Consider the following 18,424-nt stretch of genomic DNA (forward strand, 5'->3'; position numbering starts at 1 on the left):
GGTAATAGGTATTACGTCTTGACCTCAGGCTACCGATGACGAAGGATCGCCGTACGCCCATCCGGGGCGAGAGAGGGCGGAACGTCGACGATGATGAATCCCGCAGACCCAGACAACCAGACCACGGCCTCCCCGAGGCCCGATCGGCAGCACAAGCCCGATCACCAGCCCGAGCACGATCCGCAGCGCAGGCCCGACAACTCGCGCCGCCTCTTCCTCGCTGGGGGCGCCGCCGCCCTCGCCGGCGCGGCAGGAGCCGTCGGCGCCGCCACTCCGGCCGCCGCCGCACCCCCGGCCGACGCTCCCGGGCAGAAGAAGCGCCTGAGCGTCACCGAGGGGCCGATCTCACCGCTCGACAAGGAGTTCCGCTGGGACGACCGCGCCGGCGCCGACAACACCCGCGCAGTGCAGGCGGCCATCGACAAGGCGATGACCGCTCCGGGCGGCGAGGTGTCGCTGCCCGCCGGCGAGATCCGGGTGACGGGCCTCGCGGTCGACTACCGCGGCTACCCGGTGCAGCCCGAGAACGGGCCGCCCTACGGCTACGCCGGGCCGAAGATCGTCGGCGCCGGCATGCGCCAGACGAGGATCGTCCAGATCGAGGGCTCGACCCGCGACATCTTCACCGTCTCCGGCCAGACCGGCGACGCGGCCGGCCCCGCCAACAACAACAAGGCCACCGGCGTCGTCCTCGCCGACTTCGAGATGACGGGCACGCCCTCCGGCGGCCACGGGATGTCGCTGCGTTCGCTGGTCAACTGCGAGTTCCGCAACCTGTGGATCCAGAAGACCGGCAAGTCGGGCATCTTCCGCGAGCGCGCCACCTTCGTCTCGGGCGTCGACGACGAGTACTCGTACGCCAACTCCTGGAACAAGATCAAGATCGTCGCCCCCGCGGGCTGGGGCGTGGAGGACTCGGGCAAGGCCTCCATCGGCGGCTCGATGACCAACGTCGAGGCGATCAGCCCCGGCCTCGGCGGCTTCCTCCTCGCGCCGACGAACATGACGCTGCTCGACTGCCAGGCCATCGGCGGCACGGTCGGCCTCCGGTCGATCCGCAACGAGAACCGGCGCTCGGTCAACTCCGGCCTGACCCTGATCAACTTCCGCTCGGAGGGCTCCCGCGACGGCTGGGAGGTGCTGATCGAGGCCGGCACGAGCCACATGATCGTGAACCCGAACTTCTTCCCGACCTCGGGCGCGAACTGCCTCGGCGTCGGCCTGACGAACGGCGGAGCGGACTTCGAGGTGCGCAACCTCACCGTCCTCGGCGGCTTCTACGGGCTCAGCCTCGGCCGCTTCCCGCAGCAGAAGGCGATCGTGCTGGGCAGCGACTCCTCCCAGACGCGCCTCGTGAACCCGTTCATCGAGCGCGGCGCCGCGGGAGTGGACGAGGGCTCGCTGATCGTCGACGAGGGACGCCTGACCTCGTTCGAGCTCGGCCGCGGCCGGGTGGAGCGCGCGGCCGGCTACACCACGGTCGCCCGCGCCCCCGAGACCATCCCGACCCCTCCGGCCGGACAGGTCAACGAGGGCTGGGAGCGCTCCGGCGACACCTGGCGGAAGGTGGCCGTCTTCCCCGACGGGCACCGCGTCGTCATCGCCTCCTGACCCCGGGCGGCGGCGCCCTCCGCGCCGCCGCCCTCCCCCACTGCACACGGAACGAGCACCAGAACGCATGCATGACGACAGCACCCGCATCGAAGCCCGCATCGCCCGCTTCCGCGCCGAGAGCCTCCGGCCGGCGATCCACCGGGCGGTCGAGCCGCTCGGGATCGAGTCGTGGACCGCTCCGGGCGAGCCGGTCCCCTTCGACCAGGCGCGGGCCGCGTCCTACGCGCCCGCCCGCATCGGGGAGCCGTGGGGCGCCCCCTGGGGCACCGTGTGGTTCCACGTGCGCGGCGAGATCCCCGCCTCCTGGGTCGGCGTCGACGGCTGCGAGCCCGAGCTCGTCGTCGACCTCGGCTACACCGGCGCCCAGTCCGGCTTCGAGGCGGAGGGGCTCGTCTTCACCGCGACCGGCACGGTCGTGAAGGCCGTCGAGCCGTTCAACCAGTCGGTCCCGCTCGACCGGCTGCCCGGCCGCGAGGCGGGCGACCGCACGGTCGAGCTCTACATCGAGGCCGCCGCCAACCCGAACATCACCGGTGACTGGTCCTTCACCCCCACGGCGCTCGGCGGCCGCCCCGCCGACGGCGCCCTGCCGTCCGACCCGCTCTACCGCCTCCGCCGTCTCGAGCTCGGGCTGCTCGACCGAGAGGTCTGGGAGCTGGAGCAGGACATGGCCGTGCTCGTCGGGCTTATCGGGCAGCTGCCCGAGTCCTCCCAGCGCCGCGCCGAGATCGTCCGCGCCCTCGACCGCGCCGTCGACATCCTCGATCCGGACGACGTGTCCGGCACCGCCGCCGCGGGCCGGGAGGCGCTGCGGACCGTCCTCGAGCGGCCCGCCTCGGCCAGCGCGCACCACCTGCACGCCGTCGGCCACGCCCACATCGACTCCGCCTGGCTCTGGCCCGCCCGCGAGACCGCCCGCAAGGTGGCCCGCACCTTCTCGAACGTCTGCGATCTGATCGAGCGCGAGGAGGGCTTCGTCTTCGCCGCCTCCTCCGCGCAGCAGTACGCGTGGCTGAAGCGCGACCACCCGGAGCTGTTCGAGCGCGTCCGCGGCCACGTGCTCGCGGGCCGCTTCGTGCCGGTCGGCGGGATGTGGGTCGAGTCGGACACGAACATGCCCGGCGGCGAGGCGCTCGTGCGCCAGCTGCTCGAGGGCAAGCGCTTCTTCCTCGACGAGTTCGGGATCGACACCGAGGAGGTCTGGCTCCCGGACTCCTTCGGCTACTCCGCCGCGCTGCCGCAGATCATCGCCGGAGCGGGCGGGCGCTGGTTCCTCACGCAGAAGATCTCGTGGAACGAGACCAACACGATGCCCCACCACACCTTCTGGTGGGAGGGCATCGACGGCACCCGCGTGTTCACGCACTTCCCGCCCGTCGACCTCTACAACTCCGACCTCTCCGGCGAGGACCTCGCCCGAGCCGAGCGCCAGTACGCCGAGAAGGGCAGCGGCACCATGTCGCTCGTGCCCTTCGGCTACGGCGACGGCGGAGGAGGCCCCAACCGCGAGATGATCGCGGCCGCCCGCCGCACGCGCAGCCTCGAGGGCTCGCCGACCGTCGAGCTGTCCACGCCCCGCCGCTTCTTCGAGGAGGCGCAGGCCGAGTACCCGGACGCGCCCACCTGGTCGGGCGAGCTCTACCTCGAGTTCCACCGCGGCACCTACACGTCGCAGGCGCGCACCAAGCAGGGCAACCGCCGCAGCGAGCACCTGCTCCGCGAGATCGAGCTGTGGGCGACCACGGCCCTCGTTCGCGCCGGGGTCCCGTACCCGGCCGACGAGCTGCGCGAGATGTGGCGGACGGTCCTCCTGCAGCAGTTCCACGACATCCTGCCCGGCACCTCCATCGCCTGGGTGCACCGCGAGGCGGAGGAGAACTACGCCCGCATCGCGCAGCGGATCGAGGAGATGATCGCCGAGGCCGTCCGGGCCCTCGCCGGCGAGGGCTCCGCGGAGCTGCTGGTGAACTCCTCCCCCTTCGCCGTCGGGGGCGTGCCGGCGCTCGGCGCGGCCGCGGCCGACCCCGCCGCGGAGCACTCGGCCCCGACGCTCCGCTCCGACGGCGACGCCCACGTCCTCGACAACGGGCTCGTCCGGGTGCGGATCGGCGCCTCCGGGCTCCTCGAGTCGGTCGTGGACCTCGCGAGCGGCCGGGAGGTCGTGCCCGCCGGTGCCGCCGCGGGGCTCCTCCAGCTCCACCGCGACACCCCGAACAAGTGGGACGCCTGGGACCTCGACGACAACTACCGCCGCACGGTGGAGGACCTCGTCGGCGTCGACTCGGTCCGCGCCGGCACCGTGAGCGACCCGCTCGGCCGCGAGGTGCCGACGGTCGTGATCACCCGCTCGTTCGGCGGCTCCACGGTCGTGCAGACCGTCTCGCTGCAGATCGGCCGGGCGGCCGTCGACCTCGGCCTCGACATCGACTGGCACGAGCGCCGCAAGCTGCTCAAGCTCGCCTTCCCGCTCGACCTGCTCTCGGACCGGGCGACGTCCGAGATCCAGTTCGGCCACGTGCACCGCCCGACCCACGTGAACACGACGTGGGACGCCGCCCGCTTCGAGACCGTCGCGCACCGCTGGGTGCACGTCGGCGAGCCGGGCTTCGGCGTCGCGGTCGTCAACGACTCCACCTACGGGCACGACATCACCCGCGACCGGGCCGCGGCCGGCACCCCGACGACCACGGTCCGGCTCTCGCTCCTGCGCGCGCCGCTGTTCCCCGACCCGGACGCCGACCAGGGCCGCCACCGCCTCGCCGTCTCGCTCGTGGTCGGCGCCGAGCTGCCCGACGCCGTCGAGGCCGGCTACGCGCTGAACACCCCGGTCCGCAGGCTCACCGGCGCCGCGCCCGTCGCTCCCCTGGTGTCGATCGACGACCCCTCGGTGATCGTCGAGGCCGTGAAGGCGGCGGACGACGGGAGCGGCGACGTGATCGTGCGGCTCTACGAGTCGCTCGGCCGCCGCGCCGCAGCGACCCTCCGCGCCGCCTTCGCCGTCCGGGCGGTCACCCGCACCGACCTGATGGAGCGCCAGACCGAGCAGGTCCGCATCGAGAGCTCCGTCGAGGCGGAGTCGGCCGACGTACGGCTCGAGCTGCGCCCGTTCGAGATCGCGACGGTGCGCCTGGCGCGCTGAGCGCGAGGGGACGCGGGGCGGGAGCAGGCCGGGCCGGCTTGCTCCTGCCCCTGCGTCATGTGGTCTGCTCGATGCACACCGTCCCGATCGGAGAGGTCCCTCATGCAGTCGTTCCCCGCCCCGCCCCGCCAGGTGCAGATCGGCGACGCCGCCGCGTTCGCCGGCGTCACTCCGCGGGCGATCCGCCACTACCACCGGCTCGGCCTGCTCCCCGAGCGCGAGCGGGGCGGAGACGGCCGCAGGCGCTACGGCTACGACGACATCATCCGGCTGCTCTGGATCCGCCGCCTGGCCGACGCCGGGGTCGCACTCGAGGACATCCGGGACGCCTTCGCCGTCGCAGCCCCGGCCGGCGCCGAGGACAGCGCCGACCGCGAGGACGAGGTCGCGGGCGTCCTCGCGCGGCTGGACGACGCGCTCGCCGCGCAGGAGGAGGAGCTGCAGCGGAAGCGGGCCTCGGTCCGGCGCATGCGGACCCTCGGCGGCCGGCTGGGGCTGCTCGACGACATCGTCTCGCGCCGCCTCGAGGGCGCACCCGAGGGCTCGCTGCGCCAGGCCGACCTCGACACCCTGCTGGTCACCGAGCGGATGTTCGGCCCGCTGGGCGCCGTCTCCCAGGCCGGCCGCTTCGTGGTCCTGGCCGCCGATCCGGCGCTGCGGGCGGAGGCCGACCGCGTCGACGCCGCCGAGGAGGCCCTCGACGACACGGTCGCCGAGGACGACCCCCGGGTGGAGCAGGTGGCGCGGGAGCGGCACGCCTTCGAGGCCCGGCTGATGCGCGTCGTCGAGGAGTCCGGCCAGCTCGAGGAGGACGAGGCGATCTTCGACGCGTGGGACGAGGCGCACCCGCCCGAGGACCCCGCGCCGGCCCCCGATCCCGCACAGGGCTCCCGCGCCCGGAGCGCCGGCGAGATCATCCGGAGCCTGCCCTACGACGTCTCGCCGGCCCGCCTGCGCGCCATGGACCTGGCGATGCGGCTCGGGATGGAGGAGGCGCCGACGTCCTGAGACGCGGCGTCACGCCTGCGCGGTCACCCGAGGACCTCCCGCAGCACCTCCAGCGCCCGCTCGCGGTCGCCGACCCCGCCGCCCTCGTGCCCGCTGTACGGCCACACGTCGATCGACGTCTCGCCGCCGGAGACGTTGTGGGAGGCGAAGACCGTCGAGGGCGGGCAGATCGGGTCCATCAGGCCGACCGAGCGGTGCACCCGGCAGCGCAGGCGCCGCGAGAAGTGGACGCCGTCGACGTAGGAGAGGGTCCGCTCGACGGCGTCGAGGTCCTCGGGGCGGGTCGCCAGGTAGCGGGCGATCTCCACGTAGGGCGCCTCGTTCGTGATGGTCGTCGCGCGCAGGACGTCGGAGAGGAAGGGCACCAGGGCGATCGCGGCGCGCACCCGGGGGCGCAGCGCCGCCGCGGCGGTCGCGAGCGCTCCGCCCTGGCTGCCGCCGAAGACCGACACGCGGTCCGGGTCCAGCCCGGGGAGCGCCTCCACGGCGTCGACGGCGAGCGCCGCGTCCGCGATCAGGCGCCGGTAGTAGTACGTCTCGGGCGACTCGATGCCGCTCGTCGTGACCCCGGGGTACGCGGGTCCGCTGCCGTGGGGGTCGGGGGTGGCTCCGGAGCGGGCGAGGCGTCCGGCTCCCTGGCCTCGCGCGTCGACGACCAGGTGCGCGTACCCGGCGGCGGCGATCCAGAGGTGCTCGATCGGACGGCCCCGTCCGCTGCCGTACCCGGGGTACTCGATCACCACGGGGAGCGGGGCGCCCGGGTCCGCTGCGGGGGTCACCAGCCAGGCGGCGATCGGCTCGCCCGCGAAGCCGGGGAACCGCACGTCCCGCACCCGCACCAGCGGGAGGCCCGCGTCGACCGGCGCGGCGCTCACGGCGGGGCCGCCCTCCCGCCCGAGCGCGAGGGTGGCCCGCCAGAAGGCGTCGAAGTCGTCGGGCTCCGCGACCTCCGCACGGAACTCGCGGAGGGCGGCGAGGGGGCGATCCGTGAACACCGGGTCAGCCTTTCAGACCGGAGTGCGCGAGCCCTTCCACGAACTGCCGCTGAGCGAGGAGGAACACGGCCAGCACGGGCACGACCGTCATCGTCGCCGCGGCGAGCTGCACGTCCCACATCTCCCCGCCGTAGGCGTCGGTGAAGCGGGTGAGCGCCTGGGGCAGGGTGAAGAGCTCGGGTGAGGTCAGGTAGACCGTCGGCTCGAGGTACATGTTCCAGGACCCGAGGAAGGTCAGGATCGCGACGGCCGACAGCGCGGGCTTGGACAGCGGCAGGAAGATGCGCCGCCAGATCCCGAAGCGGCCGAGGCCGTCCAGGCGCGCGGCCTCCTCGAGCTCGCCGGGCATCGCGATGAAGTACTGCCGCATGATGAACGTGCCCAGCACCGCCGGCGCTCCGACCATCGGCACCAGCAGCAGCGGCACGTGGGTGTCGATGAAGCCGAGCTGCCGGAAGATCTGGAACAGCGGGATGATCGTCACCTCCGTCGGCACCAGCAGGCCGGTCAGGACGACGAGGAACACCGCGTTGCGTCCCGGGAACGGGATCCGGGCGAAGGCGTAGCCGGCCAGGCTCGACACCAGCAGCGTCACCACGGTGACCGTGACCGCGATGTAGAGGCTGTTCCAGTACTGGAGCGCGAACGGCTGGAACCGGAACGCCTCGGCGTAGCCCGCCAGGCTCGGCGAGTCCGGCAGCAGGGTCGGCGGGTTCGAGAAGATCTCGTTCACCGGCTTGAACGACGAGGCGATCATCCAGAACGTCGGCACCGCGAACGGCAGCACGAGCAGGATCAGCGTCACGACGAGCAGGGCGGTCATGAGCGGGCTGCGGCCGCGGCGGCGCTTGACGGGCGGCTCCGGGACGGCTTCGAGGCGTGGCGTGAGCGGGGTCCCCTGCTCGACGACGGCGTCAGTTCTCATAGAAGACCCATTTCCTGCGCAGCTGCCACTGCACGACCGTGAGGATCAGGACGAAGAGGAGCAGCATCAGCGAGAGCGTCGCGCCGTAGCCGATGTCGCTGAACTCGAAGGCCTGTTGGAACACGTAGTAGACGAGCACTGTCGTCGACAGCTCCGGCCCGCCCTCGGTCAGGACGGCGACCTGCGCGAACGCCTGCAGCGAGCCGACGATCGTGAGGATGGCGGTGAGGAGCAGGGTGGGCGAGATGAGCGGGAGCGTGATCCGGAAGAAGATCGCGCGGGGGCTCGCGCCGTCCAGGCGGGCCGCCTCGTAGAGGTCGCCCGGCACCCCCTGCAGCGCGGCGAGGAAGAGCACCATGTTGACGCCGACGCTGCGGATGACCTGCGTGACGATGACGCTCGCCATCGCGGTGGGTCCCTCCTGGAGCCAGTTCGGCCCGTCGAGGCCGACCAGCGAGAGCAGGCCGTTGATCGCGCCGTTGTCCTGGAGGAGGAAGCCCCAGACGAGGGTCCAGGCGACCACCGAGATGACGACAGGCGAGAAGAAGAGCGTGCGGAACAGGGCGCCGCCCGGGATCCTCCGGTTGAGCAGCACGGCCAGGCCCAGCCCGAGGGCGAGGTTCAGGACGACCACTCCCCCGGAGAAGACCGCGGTCGTGCCGAGCACCGCGCCGATGCTCGGGTCGTTGATCGCCCGCTCGTAGTTCTCGCCGCCCACGAAGGTCATGGAGCCGGTGAAGACGTTCCACTCGTTGAGGCTGAACCAGACCGCGAGCCCGACGGGCAGCAGCACGAACACGATCACACCGAGCAGCTGGGGCGCGATGAAGAGCCAGCCGGCGAGCGCGTCGCGGCGCCGGAGGTTCCAGTAGGCGCCGGCGGGAGCGGATCGGCGGCTGTCCGTCGAGGTCGCGGTCACGGGATCACTTCCCCTGGAGGACGGGCGCGATGGCGTCGCAGACGCCTCCGAGCACCTCGGCGACGTCGGCGTCGGCCGACCACATGCGGTCCAGCGCCGTCTTGCCGACCGAGGTGATCTCGGCGGGGCTCGTCACCGGAGGGGTGGCGGACACGTCGGCGAGCTCGTCGACCACGACGCGGTCGAGCTGCTCGGCGCTGAGGCGGGTGTTGACCTTCGCCAGCTCCTCACCGGACAGCAGCGACTCGCGGGGCGGCGGGAAGAACTGCGCGAGCTTGGCGGAGTTCTCCGGGTTGGTCATGAACGAGAGGAAGCCGGTCGCCTCCTCCACGTGGTCGCCGCCTGCGAGCGCGGCCATGCCGGCCTGGCCGATGTTGCCGTACTCGCCGGCGGGGCCGACGGGCAGCGGGTAGATCTCGAACGGGAACGAGCCGTCGAGCAGGCTCGCCCGCGAGACCTGCGCGGTCGTGAACGCGGCGTCGCCGGCGAAGAAGTCCGCCGTCACGCCGGGTCCGGGGGTCGCGCCGCTGACGTAGACCGAGTCGTGGAAGAACTGGAACGCCTCCACCATCTCGGGCGAGTCCATCGTGCACTGGGTCCCGTCGTCGCTCCACGGCTGGGCTCCCCAGCCCGCCCAGAGGTTCGCGAGGCTCAGCCAGCCCGAGAAGTCGAAGTCGCGGATGATGTAGCCGGCCTTGCCGGTCGACTCGTTGACGGCCGCGCCGATGCGGTCGACGTCCTCCCAGCTGAGCGTCGCGGGGTCGACGGTCTGCCCGGCCTGCGCGATGAGGTCCTGGTTCACGTACAGCGCGAACGGCGAGTTGGAGAACGGGTACGCGTAGAGCTCGCCGTCCTGGCTGAACGACTGCGCCACGCTGGGCAGGATGTCGTCGTACTCGTAGCCCTCGGTCCCCTCGAAGGTCTCGGTCAGCGGAGCGAGCGCTCCGGCGTCGATCAGGTCCTTCGCGATGTCGCCGACCCAGGCGAGGTCGGGGGCGTTGCCGCCCGCGGCCTGCGTGGTCAGGGTCGAGTTGTAGTCCGCGAACGGGAGGGACTCGAAGGTCACGGACTCGATCTCGGGGTGGTCGGCGATGTACTCGTCGGCCATCGAGTCGAACAGGGCGAGCTGCTTCTCGTCGGAGGTCCAGACGGACATCCTCAGAGCGACGGGTGCTGAGTCGTCCCCGCCGCCGGCGGCGCCGCAGCCCGAGAGGGCGGCGATCACTCCGACTGCGGCGAGCGAGGCCATCAGCTTCTTCGCTGGTCTCATCGTCTCTCTTTCTCCAATGGTCTTCTCGGTGTTCCCGGTCAGTACCCGACGACGTCGGGCCAGTGGGTCTCTACGCCGCGCGACTCGAGCCTCGCCTGCAGGCGGGCGACGAGGGCGGGGTCGGCGGCGATCTCGTGGGGCGACAGGTCCTCGGCGAGGGCGAGGGCCGCCAGCTCGCCGACGGCCTCGCCGATGTTCCACTCCACGGGGTGGAGGCGGTACGCGCCGTTGGTGATGTGCGTCGTCCCGATGTTCTTGCCCCCGGGCAGCAGGTTCGTCGGGGTGCGCGGCACGAGGGCGCCGAGCGGGATCTCGAACGGCGAGCACTCCACGTCGAGGTAGTTGTCGCCTCCGGTGGTCGGGTGCAGGTCGATCCGGTACATGCCCACGCCGACGGAGTCGTCGAAGCGGGCGGGGCTCCCCGTCCCGCGGGCGGCGACGGAGACGTCCTGCTCGCGCACCGTGGTGAGCGCGCGGATCCGGCGGGACTCGCGGATGTAGGGGGCCTGCGCGAGGCCGTCGGCGGTGCCCATCACGTCGCCGCGGAGCCGGAGCCCGGGCCAGCCGCGGCCGCCGTCGGGCCGGGGCGCCTCGGTCTGGAGCCAGTAGAAGTACGACAGCGAGAGCGCGCGGGCGCCGGCGAGGTGCTTCTCCGGCTCCGGCACGTCGAGGATCGAGCTGTCGAGGTAGTCGAGCATCGGCCAGTTCGCGAGCACGATGTCGCTGTCGAGCGCGCCCGGCCGGAGGGTCTCGGTCGCGAGGATCCGGCGGAACATCCAGAGGTCGGTGTCCCCGCCCTGCGCGCGCTGGTCCGCGGTGCGGGTGTCGCCCACGGCGTTCACGTGCATCGTGCGGGTCTCGGGGCGCAGCGTCCTCGGGTTCGGCGCGGTGAAGGAGAGGAGCTTCCCGCCCCAGAACGGCACCTCGTACTCGTGCCAGTAGTCGTAGTCGGCCGGGCGCTCGATGGTGTGGTCGCCGTCCGCGCTGTCGAAGCCGAAGCACCAGGTGACGGCCTGCACGTTCATCGGGTCGGCGACGGCGGGAGCGCTGGGCTCGCCGTGCTCGTCGCGCGACTCGGACCCCGTGACGTAGTCGACCTCCGCGAGGGGGAGCAGCTCCCCCGTCTCGGTCGCGTCGATCACGTACCGTCCGGAGACGGCGAGCTCCTCGCCCGAGACCGCGTCGCGCAGCAGGACGCGCTCGATCCGGCCCGGGCCGCCGTCGACGGCGAAGGGGACGACGCCGGTGACGACGCGGATCGCTCCGCTCGAGCGGTAGGGGGCGAGCATCTCGTCGAGCACGGCGACGGCGACGCGGGGCTCGGCGCAGAGCCGGCTCACGAGTCCGCGGCCGGGGTTCAGGCGGTCGTCGCGCATCGCCTCGGCGGTGAGGGGGTAGTTGCGGCGGTAGTAGCCGCGGATGCCGTCCCGGAGGCGCCGGTAGTCGGCGGTGACGCCGAACTGCTCGACCCAGGTGTGCTCGTCCGGCGGGACGCCCTGCGAGGTGAGCTGACCGCCCAGCCACGGGTACTGCTCGGTCAGCACGACCGAGAGGCCGTTGCGGGCGAGGGCGATCGCCGCGGCCACTCCTCCGAGTCCGCCGCCGATCACGGCGACATCTGCTTGCATCGGGGTCACGCGTCCGCCTCGTCCTCGTCGACAGTCTGGGTCATCGGCGTACTACCCACGGGTAATACGTATTGCCGATTGATTAGACCGTAACGCACGAGTGTCCGGTTGGCAACGGTCTCCACCGTTACGAGCGACGCCGCGGCGACCCGCGGGCGTCCTCAACCGGAAGCGGGCCGGATGTCAGGGCTCGGTGGCATGCTCGACCCCGAGCGCGGCCGGCGGGCGGCGGCGCGGAGCGGAGCGGAGCAGCATGATCGGGTTGGATCTCACCGGGCGCACGGCCCTCGTCACGGGATCGGGGCAGGGCATCGGGCTGGCCATCGCGACGACGCTCGCGGAGGCGGGCGCCGAGGTGATCGTGAACGCCCGCTCCGAGCGGTCGATCCGCCGGGCGATCGAGGCGGTCGGCGCGGCGGTGCCGGAGGCGCGGGTGCGCGGAGTCGCAGCCGACGTGTCGACGGAGAAGGGCACGGCCTCCCTCCTGCGCGCGGCCTCGGAGGTGGACGTGCTCGTCAACAACCTCGGGATCTTCGGCTCCGCCGATGCGCTCTCCATCGACGACGACGAGTGGCGCCGCTACTTCGAGGTCAACGTGCTCACCGGCGTGCGCCTCACCCGTGCCTACCTCCCGGGGATGATGGAGCGCGAGTGGGGCCGCGTCCTCTACATCGGCAGCGACTCCGCCGTCGTCACGCCCGCCGAGATGATCCACTACGGAGTGTCGAAGACCGCGCTGCTGGGCGTCTCGCGAGGCTTCGCCAAGGCCGCCGCCGGCACCGGGGTGACGGTGAACAGCGTGCTCGCCGGGCCGACCCACACGGGCGGCGTCGAGGACTTCGTCTACGAGCTGGTCGACCGCGAGCTCCCGTGGGAGGAGGCGCAGCGCGAGTTCATGCGCCTGCACCGGCCGCAGTCTCTGCTGAAGCGCCTCATCGAGCCGGAGGAGATCGCCCACATGGTGGCGTACCTCGCCTCCCCGCTCGCCTCGGCCACCACGGGCGCCGCCGTGCGCGTCGACGGCGGCTACATCGACTCGATCGTGCCGTAGCGCGCACTCCCGGGGCTTCCCGGGGTGCCCGTCAGTGCGGAGGGGCGACCGAGCCGCCGGGGCGCCACGGGCCGCCGATGCGCTCCTGGAGGAGCGGTACCGCGGGGTCGGCGAGGCGGGCGAGCAGCGCCTCCACTCCGCGGCGGCCGAGCTCGCGGCCGGGCGCGACGAGCAGGTCGAGCGCCGGGTCGGCCAGGTCGGCGACGTCGGGGTCGGAGGCGAGCAGGACGATCGAGAGGTCCTCGGGCACGCGCAGCCCGCGGTGCCGCACCTCGTGCGCGAACCCGACGGCGGCGCCCCCGTTGACGATCACCACGGCGGTCGCGGAGGCGGGGTCGAACGAGCGGGCGAGGGTGCGGCCGCCGGCGGGCGACTCCTCGCAGCGCAGCAGCACGCCCTCGACGCCGCGGGCCGCGCAGGCGAGTGCGAACGCCTCCTGGGTGCGCGCGTAGGGGCCGAAGTCGGCCGCGGCGTCGCGGTCCGGGCCGAGCACGAGCGCCACCCGCGCGTGCCCCAGGCCGGCGAGCCGGCCGAGCGCCTCCTCGACCATGCCCTCGAAGTCGATGTCGACCCAGTCGAGGGCGGACGGGTCGCGGGTGCGCCCGATGAGGGCGAAGGGCGTGCCGGAGTCCCGAAGGACCGGCACGCGCTCGTCCTCGCTGGTGACCTGCATCAGCACGACGCCGTCGATCAGGCCGTCGGCGCGCAGGTCGGCGAGGCGGTCGGAGCCGCCGACCGTCGGCCACAGGACGATCGAGTGGTCCTGCTCCGCCGCGGCCTCGGCGGCTCCGAGCAGGAACGAGGTGGCGGTGTTGAGCGGCCGGCTCGACACGAGCGGATAGACGACCGCGACGATCCCGGAGCGGCGCCGCGCGAGAGCGCGGGCCAGGGCGTGCGGCCGGAAGCCGAGCTCGCGCATCGCCGCCCGCACCCGCTCGCGGGTCTCGGGCGAGACGGGCTTGGTGTCGTTGACCACGAACGAGACCGTCGCGATCGAGACCCCCGCGAGGCGCGCGACGTCCCTCATCGTGGCCACCGCGCCTCCTCCGCTCGCGCCGCCCGGCCGTGGTTGACGCGGGGCGGACGTCTCCCGCATCCTAGGAGACGCGGCCGGTAAAGCGGTTAACCCCGTGTCGGGCCGCCCACTGCCGCACCGTCTCCACCGTCGAAGAAGGAACATCGTGACCACACCCTCCTCCCCCGTCCGCGTCCTCGTCTGGGGCGAGAACCGCCATGAGCAGATCGAGGAGAAGGTCCGCGCGATCTACCCCGACGGCATGCACAGCACGATCGCCGACGGCATCCGCGAGAACCTCGGCGAGCGCGCCACCGTCTCCACCACCACGCTCGACGAGCCCGAGCACGGCCTCACCGAGGACGTCCTCGACGCCACCGACGTGCTCGTCTGGTGGGGCCACATGGCCCACGGCGACGTCTCCGACGAGATCGTCGAGCGCGTCCAGCGCCACGTCCTCTCGGGCATGGGCCTCGTCGTCCTGCACTCCGGCCACTGGTCGAAGATCTTCGGCAAGCTCATGGGCACCACCTGCACGCTGCGCTGGCGCTCGGAGCAGGACCGCGAGCTGGTCTGGACCGTCGACCCCACGCACCCCATCGCCCAAGGGATCCCGCACCCCTTCGTGATCCCCCGGCAGGAGATGTACGGCGAGTTCTTCGACGTGCCGGCGCCCGACGAGCTCGTGTTCCTCTCGACCTTCACGGGCGGCGAGGTCTTCCGCTCCGGCATGACCTGGAAGCGCGGCCACGGGCGCATCTTCTTCTTCTCCCCCGGCGACCAGGACTACCCCGTCTACCACCAGGCCGAGGTGCGCCGCGTGATCGCGAACGGCGTCGAGTGGGTGCGCTCCTCGCGCCCCGAGCGCAGCCTCCCGGTGCTGCAGCGCTACGAGACCGAGGACTTCCACAACGGCCAGGACTACGAGGGAGCGCTCGTCCGATGACGGTCCGCCTCGTCCAGGTCGGCGCCGGCGCGATGGGCCGCGCCTGGATCCGCACCATCCGCGACTCCCCGGACGCCGAGCTCGTCGGCCTCGTCGACCTCGACGTCGACCTCGCCACGGCTGCCGCGGAGGAGGAGGGGGTCGGCCCGGTCGCGGTCGGCACCTCCGTCGCCGAGGTCGCCGCGCGCTCCGGCGCCGACGCCGTGGTCAACGTGACCGTGCCGCGGGCGCATCTGCCCGTCAGCTCGGAGGCGCTGTTCGCCGGGCTGCCCGTGCTCTCCGAGAAGCCGATCGCGCCGACCATCGCCGAGGCGCTGGTGCTCGCGGCGACGGCCGAGGCCTCGGGCCGGCTCCTGATGACCAGCCAGTCGCGCCGCTACTACGCGGCGATCACCGCCTTCCGCGAGCAGATCGCCGGGCTCGGGCAGCTGGGCACCGCCTCCGTGCACTTCGCAAAGGCGCCCCGCTTCGGCGGCTTCCGCGACGAGATGGACCACGTGCTCCTGGTCGACATGGCGATCCACGCCTTCGACGCGGCGCGGTACCTGCTCGACAGCGACCCGGTCGCGGTCTACTGCGAGGAGTACAACCCGGCCTGGAGCTGGTACGCCGACGGAGCCGCGGCGAGCGCCGTGTTCGAGTTCGCCGGCGGAGTGCGCTTCAGCTACACCGGCAGCTGGTGCGCCGACGGCCTCGAGACCTCGTGGAACGGCGACTGGCGCGTGAACGGGGCCGGCGGCACCGCGCACTGGGACGGCGACGGCGCTCCGGAGTGGCAGTCGCGCGAGTCGGAGGCGGTGCGGACCGCCACGCTCGAGCCCGTGCCCGAGGAGATCGCGGGCTCGCTCGCGGAGTTCGTGCGGGTGCTGGGCTCGGGGGCGGTGCCCTCGGGCGAGGTGCACTCGAACGTGCGGAGCCTCGCGATGGTGGAGGCGGCGGTCCGCTCCTCCGAGACGGGTGCGCGGGTGCGGCTCGACGACGTGCTGGAGGAGGGGTACGCGGAGGCGCTGACGCTCGCGCGCGACGAGCGCGTCCGCGCGGCCCTCGGCTCCTGGGGCTCGGCCGCGGAGGGCCTCGCGCGCTGACCACGCCGCCTGGCGGATCTCGAGGCGTCCGTGCCGGCGTCTCGAGACCCCCGCCCGGTCGCGGCTCCGCCACCGCGCGTTCGCCGGGCGGACACCTGCGGGCGGCGGCGCGTTCACCGGGGGCGGCCAGCGTGGGCGGGTTCCTTCGAAGCCGCTCAGGAGACCCGTGTCCTCTCGTCATACCCGCACCCGCACCGCCGCCCTCGCCCTCACCGTCACCCTCGCCGGCTGCACCCTCGGAGCCGCGGCTCTGCCCGCCTCCGCCGCGGGCGACTCCTTCTTCACCCGCATCGCGACGGTGGCGGCCTACCTCAACGCGGCCGACCCGTCCGCCGACTCCGCCGTCGCCGAGATCTCGAGCGCGTCGCCCGACGGCCGCCTGGTCTACTCGACGGACTCCGCCGGGCAGCGCATCGACGTCCTCGACATCTCGGACCCCGACGCCCCCGAGCCGCGCGGCGGCGTCGGCGTGGGCGGCGAGCCGACCTCGGTCTACGCGACCGGCGAGTACGTCCTCGCGGTGGTCGACACGAGCGACGGCGACTTCGCGAACCCCTCCGGCCACGTCAGCGTGCTGCACGCCGACGACCTCGCGCCCATCGCGAGCATCGAGCTCGGCGGCCAGCCCGACTCCATCGACGTCACCACCGACGGCTCGACCGCGGTCATCGCGATCGAGAACCAGCGCGACGAGGACCTCGCCCCCGAGGGCGGCGAGGAGGGCGACCTCCCGCAGGCGCCCGCCGGGGAGCTCGTGGTGATGGACCTCGCGGGCGACCCCTCCGCCTGGGTGCCGGAGCACGTCGACCTCACCGGTCTCGCCGGCCTCGACACCCCGTCGGACCCGGAGCCCGAGTACGTCTCGATCAACCCGGCCGACACGGCCGTCGCCGTGACGCTGCAGGAGAACAACGCCGTCGCGATCGTCGACCTGGCCACCCGCTCCGTCACCGCCTCGTACACCGCGGGCACCGCCTCCGTCGGCGGCATCGACACGCTCGACGACGACTCGATCTCGCTGACCGGCTCGATCACCGACGTCCCGCGCGAGCCCGACGCGATCGGCTGGGTCGGCGACGACCACGTCGCGATCGCGAACGAGGGCGACTGGAAGGGCGGCACGCGCGGCTGGTCGATCCTCGACGCCGCGACCGGGGCCGTGCAGTGGGACGCCGGGAACTCGTTCGACCACCTCGCGGTGCGCCTCGGGCTCTACCCGGACAAGCGCTCCGACGCGAAGGGCTCCGAGCCCGAGGGCCTGCTCTCGGCCACCTTCGACGGCGTCCCCTACGTGTTCGTCGGCGCCGAGCGGGCCAACTTCGTGGCCGTCTACGACGTGTCGGAGCCGACCGCGCCGCGCTTCGTGCAGGCGCTGCCGTCGACGCCCGGCCCGGAGGGGCTGCTCGCCCTGCCCGAGCGCGACCTGCTGGTCGTCTCGAGCGAGACCGACGACGCCGAGGCCGCCGTCCGCGCGAGTGTGCAGCTCTACGCGCTCGGCGCCTCCGCCCCCGCGTTCCCGACCGTGCTGTCGGCCGACGTCGACGGATCGCCGCTGCCCTGGGGTGCGCTCTCGGGCCTCTCGACCGACCCGGCGGCGCCCGACCGCCTGTACGCGGTGAGCGACAGCGCCTACGCGCCGAGCACCCTCCACTCTATCGACACCTCCGTCTCGCCGGCGCTGCTCGACTCGACGCTCACGGTGACCGAGGGCGGCGAGCCCGCCGCTCTGGATCTGGAGGGGATCGCCGCCCGCGTCGACGGCGGCTTCTGGGCCGTGACGGAGGGCGGGACAGGCGACGGCAACGCGCTCCTGCGGCTCGACGCGGACGCCGCGGTGACCGAGCGGATCGCCCTGCCCGCGGAGCTCGCCTCCGCACTGGGCAAGCAGGGCTTCGAGGGAGTGACCGTCGAGGACGGCGCCGCCGGTGAGATCGTCTGGACGGCGCTGCAGCGCGAGGCCTCGATCGACGCCGACGGAGTGGTCCGGATCGGGCGCTACGACGTCGCCGCCGACAGCTGGAGCTTCTTCGGCTACCCGCTGGAGGCCGTCTCCGGGGCGGACGGCGACTGGAACGGGCTCTCGGAGATCACGCTGACCCCCGCGGGCACGCTCGCGGTGATCGAGCGCGACAAGCTCAACGGGCCGGACGCCGCGCTGAAGGCCGTGTACACGGTGCCGCTGCCGACGGAGGCCGGCGCGGCGGTCGGCGAGACGCTGCCGATGCTCGAGAAGACCCTCGCGGTCGACGTGCTGCCCGCGCTGCAGGCCGGGAACGGCTGGACCCAGGAGAAGCTCGAGGGCCTCGGGATCACCGGCTCCGGCGAGGTGTTCGCGGTGACCGACAACGACGGCGTGGACGACGCGAACGGCGAGACGGTGCTCGCATCGCTCGGCTCCGCGGCGTCCGTGTTCGGGACGGGGACGGTACCGACGCCGGGACCGACTGTTGGGCCGACCGTCGAGCCGACGGTGGCGCCGACGGGTGAGCCGACCACGGCGCCGACCGCGCACCCCTCGGCCGAGCCGACCCGCACGCCGGCTCCCGCTCCGGCCGGCGCCGTTCCTCCGCGGACCGGCTCGGGACTCGCGAGCACCGGCGTCGAGACGGGCTGGACCGCCGCGGCGGCCTTCGCCCTGCTCGCCGGCGGAGCGCTCGCGCTCGGAGTGACGCGCCGCCGCCGCGACGCGCGCTGACCGACGCCGACGGCCCGGGGGACAGTGTCCTCCGGGCCGTCGGCGTTCCCGCCGCGAGCGGGGCGGGTGGGGCGAGTGGTCGGGTGTCAGCTTCCGGTGTCAGCTTCCGGTGGGGGCGTCCTCGGTGTCGGGAG

At 73.2% G+C, this 18,424-nt stretch carries 13 protein-coding genes; 7 read left to right on the forward strand and 6 right to left on the reverse strand.

The features are described from left to right. Positions 1–90 precede the first annotated feature (90 nt). The 3 genes from C5C57_RS13575 to C5C57_RS13585 all read left to right on the forward strand — a co-directional run bounded on the left by C5C57_RS13575 (position 91) and on the right by C5C57_RS13585 (position 5,761). Positions 91–1,611 carry a hypothetical protein gene (locus tag C5C57_RS13575; RefSeq protein WP_104297733.1) on the forward strand — a complete coding sequence of 507 codons (1,521 nt, stop codon included), beginning with the start codon at positions 91–93 and terminating at the stop codon, positions 1,609–1,611. A gap of 67 nt (positions 1,612–1,678) precedes the next feature. After that, the gene (locus C5C57_RS13580; protein ID WP_104297734.1) at positions 1,679–4,753 is read left to right on the forward strand and encodes a glycoside hydrolase family 38 C-terminal domain-containing protein; all 3,075 of its coding nucleotides are present in this window, start codon (positions 1,679–1,681) and stop codon (positions 4,751–4,753) included. Positions 4,754–4,855: 102 nt separating this feature from the next. Beyond that, positions 4,856–5,761 (forward strand): MerR family transcriptional regulator, encoded by a 906-nt coding sequence (locus tag C5C57_RS13585; RefSeq protein WP_104297735.1) that lies wholly within the window; start codon positions 4,856–4,858, stop codon positions 5,759–5,761. Between the two features lie 23 nt (positions 5,762–5,784). On the opposite strand, the gene C5C57_RS13590 is transcribed toward C5C57_RS13585, so the two are convergent. Genes C5C57_RS13590 through C5C57_RS13610 form a run of 5 tightly spaced genes read right to left on the reverse strand, consistent with a single transcriptional unit; the run spans position 5,785 to position 11,498 of the window. Then, on the reverse strand, positions 5,785–6,756 hold the full coding sequence (locus C5C57_RS13590; protein WP_104273803.1) for an acetylxylan esterase: 972 nt from the start codon (positions 6,754–6,756) through the stop codon (positions 5,785–5,787). 4 nt (positions 6,757–6,760) lie between these two features. Next, positions 6,761–7,681, reverse strand: a complete 921-nt coding sequence (locus C5C57_RS13595; RefSeq protein WP_244229554.1) for a carbohydrate ABC transporter permease — start codon at positions 7,679–7,681, stop codon at positions 6,761–6,763. Next, on the reverse strand, positions 7,671–8,600 hold the full coding sequence (locus tag C5C57_RS13600) for a carbohydrate ABC transporter permease (RefSeq protein ID WP_104234014.1): 930 nt from the start codon (positions 8,598–8,600) through the stop codon (positions 7,671–7,673). Before C5C57_RS13600 ends, C5C57_RS13595 begins: the two co-directional genes overlap by 11 nt. Positions 8,601–8,604: 4 nt before the next feature. Further along, positions 8,605–9,870 (reverse strand): sugar ABC transporter substrate-binding protein, encoded by a 1,266-nt coding sequence (locus C5C57_RS13605; protein WP_104224315.1) that lies wholly within the window; start codon positions 9,868–9,870, stop codon positions 8,605–8,607. A gap of 38 nt (positions 9,871–9,908) precedes the next feature. Further along, positions 9,909–11,498 (reverse strand): FAD-dependent oxidoreductase, encoded by a 1,590-nt coding sequence (locus C5C57_RS13610; RefSeq protein WP_104263304.1) that lies wholly within the window; start codon positions 11,496–11,498, stop codon positions 9,909–9,911. A 256-nt stretch (positions 11,499–11,754) separates the two neighbouring features. On the opposite strand from C5C57_RS13610, the gene C5C57_RS13615 reads away from it, so the two are divergent. Further along, positions 11,755–12,549, forward strand: a complete 795-nt coding sequence (locus C5C57_RS13615; protein WP_104297739.1) for an SDR family NAD(P)-dependent oxidoreductase — start codon at positions 11,755–11,757, stop codon at positions 12,547–12,549. A 31-nt stretch (positions 12,550–12,580) separates the two neighbouring features. Here the strand turns inward: C5C57_RS13615 and C5C57_RS13620 are convergent, their stop codons facing one another. Beyond that, entirely contained in the window at positions 12,581–13,576 is a 996-nt protein-coding gene (locus C5C57_RS13620) for a LacI family DNA-binding transcriptional regulator (protein ID WP_258072753.1), read from the reverse strand. A gap of 154 nt (positions 13,577–13,730) precedes the next feature. Between C5C57_RS13620 and C5C57_RS13625 the strand changes: the two genes are divergently transcribed. From C5C57_RS13625 to C5C57_RS13635, 3 genes are all read left to right on the forward strand, one after another. Continuing rightward, a complete protein-coding gene (locus C5C57_RS13625) occupies positions 13,731–14,510 on the forward strand; it encodes a ThuA domain-containing protein (RefSeq protein ID WP_104248280.1) in 780 nt (259 codons plus the stop codon). Then, on the forward strand, positions 14,507–15,595 hold the full coding sequence (locus C5C57_RS13630; protein ID WP_104224318.1) for a Gfo/Idh/MocA family protein: 1,089 nt from the start codon (positions 14,507–14,509) through the stop codon (positions 15,593–15,595). The genes C5C57_RS13625 and C5C57_RS13630 overlap by 4 nt, the downstream gene beginning before the upstream one ends. 166 nt (positions 15,596–15,761) lie before the next feature. Beyond that, positions 15,762–18,290: an esterase-like activity of phytase family protein gene (locus tag C5C57_RS13635; protein ID WP_104248281.1), complete on the forward strand. Its 2,529-nt coding sequence runs from the start codon at positions 15,762–15,764 to the stop codon at positions 18,288–18,290. Positions 18,291–18,424: the final 134 nt, after the last annotated feature.

The sequence above is a fragment of the Rathayibacter sp. AY1C5 genome (genome assembly GCF_002931705.1).
In the GTDB taxonomy this organism is placed as follows: domain Bacteria; phylum Actinomycetota; class Actinomycetes; order Actinomycetales; family Microbacteriaceae; genus Rathayibacter.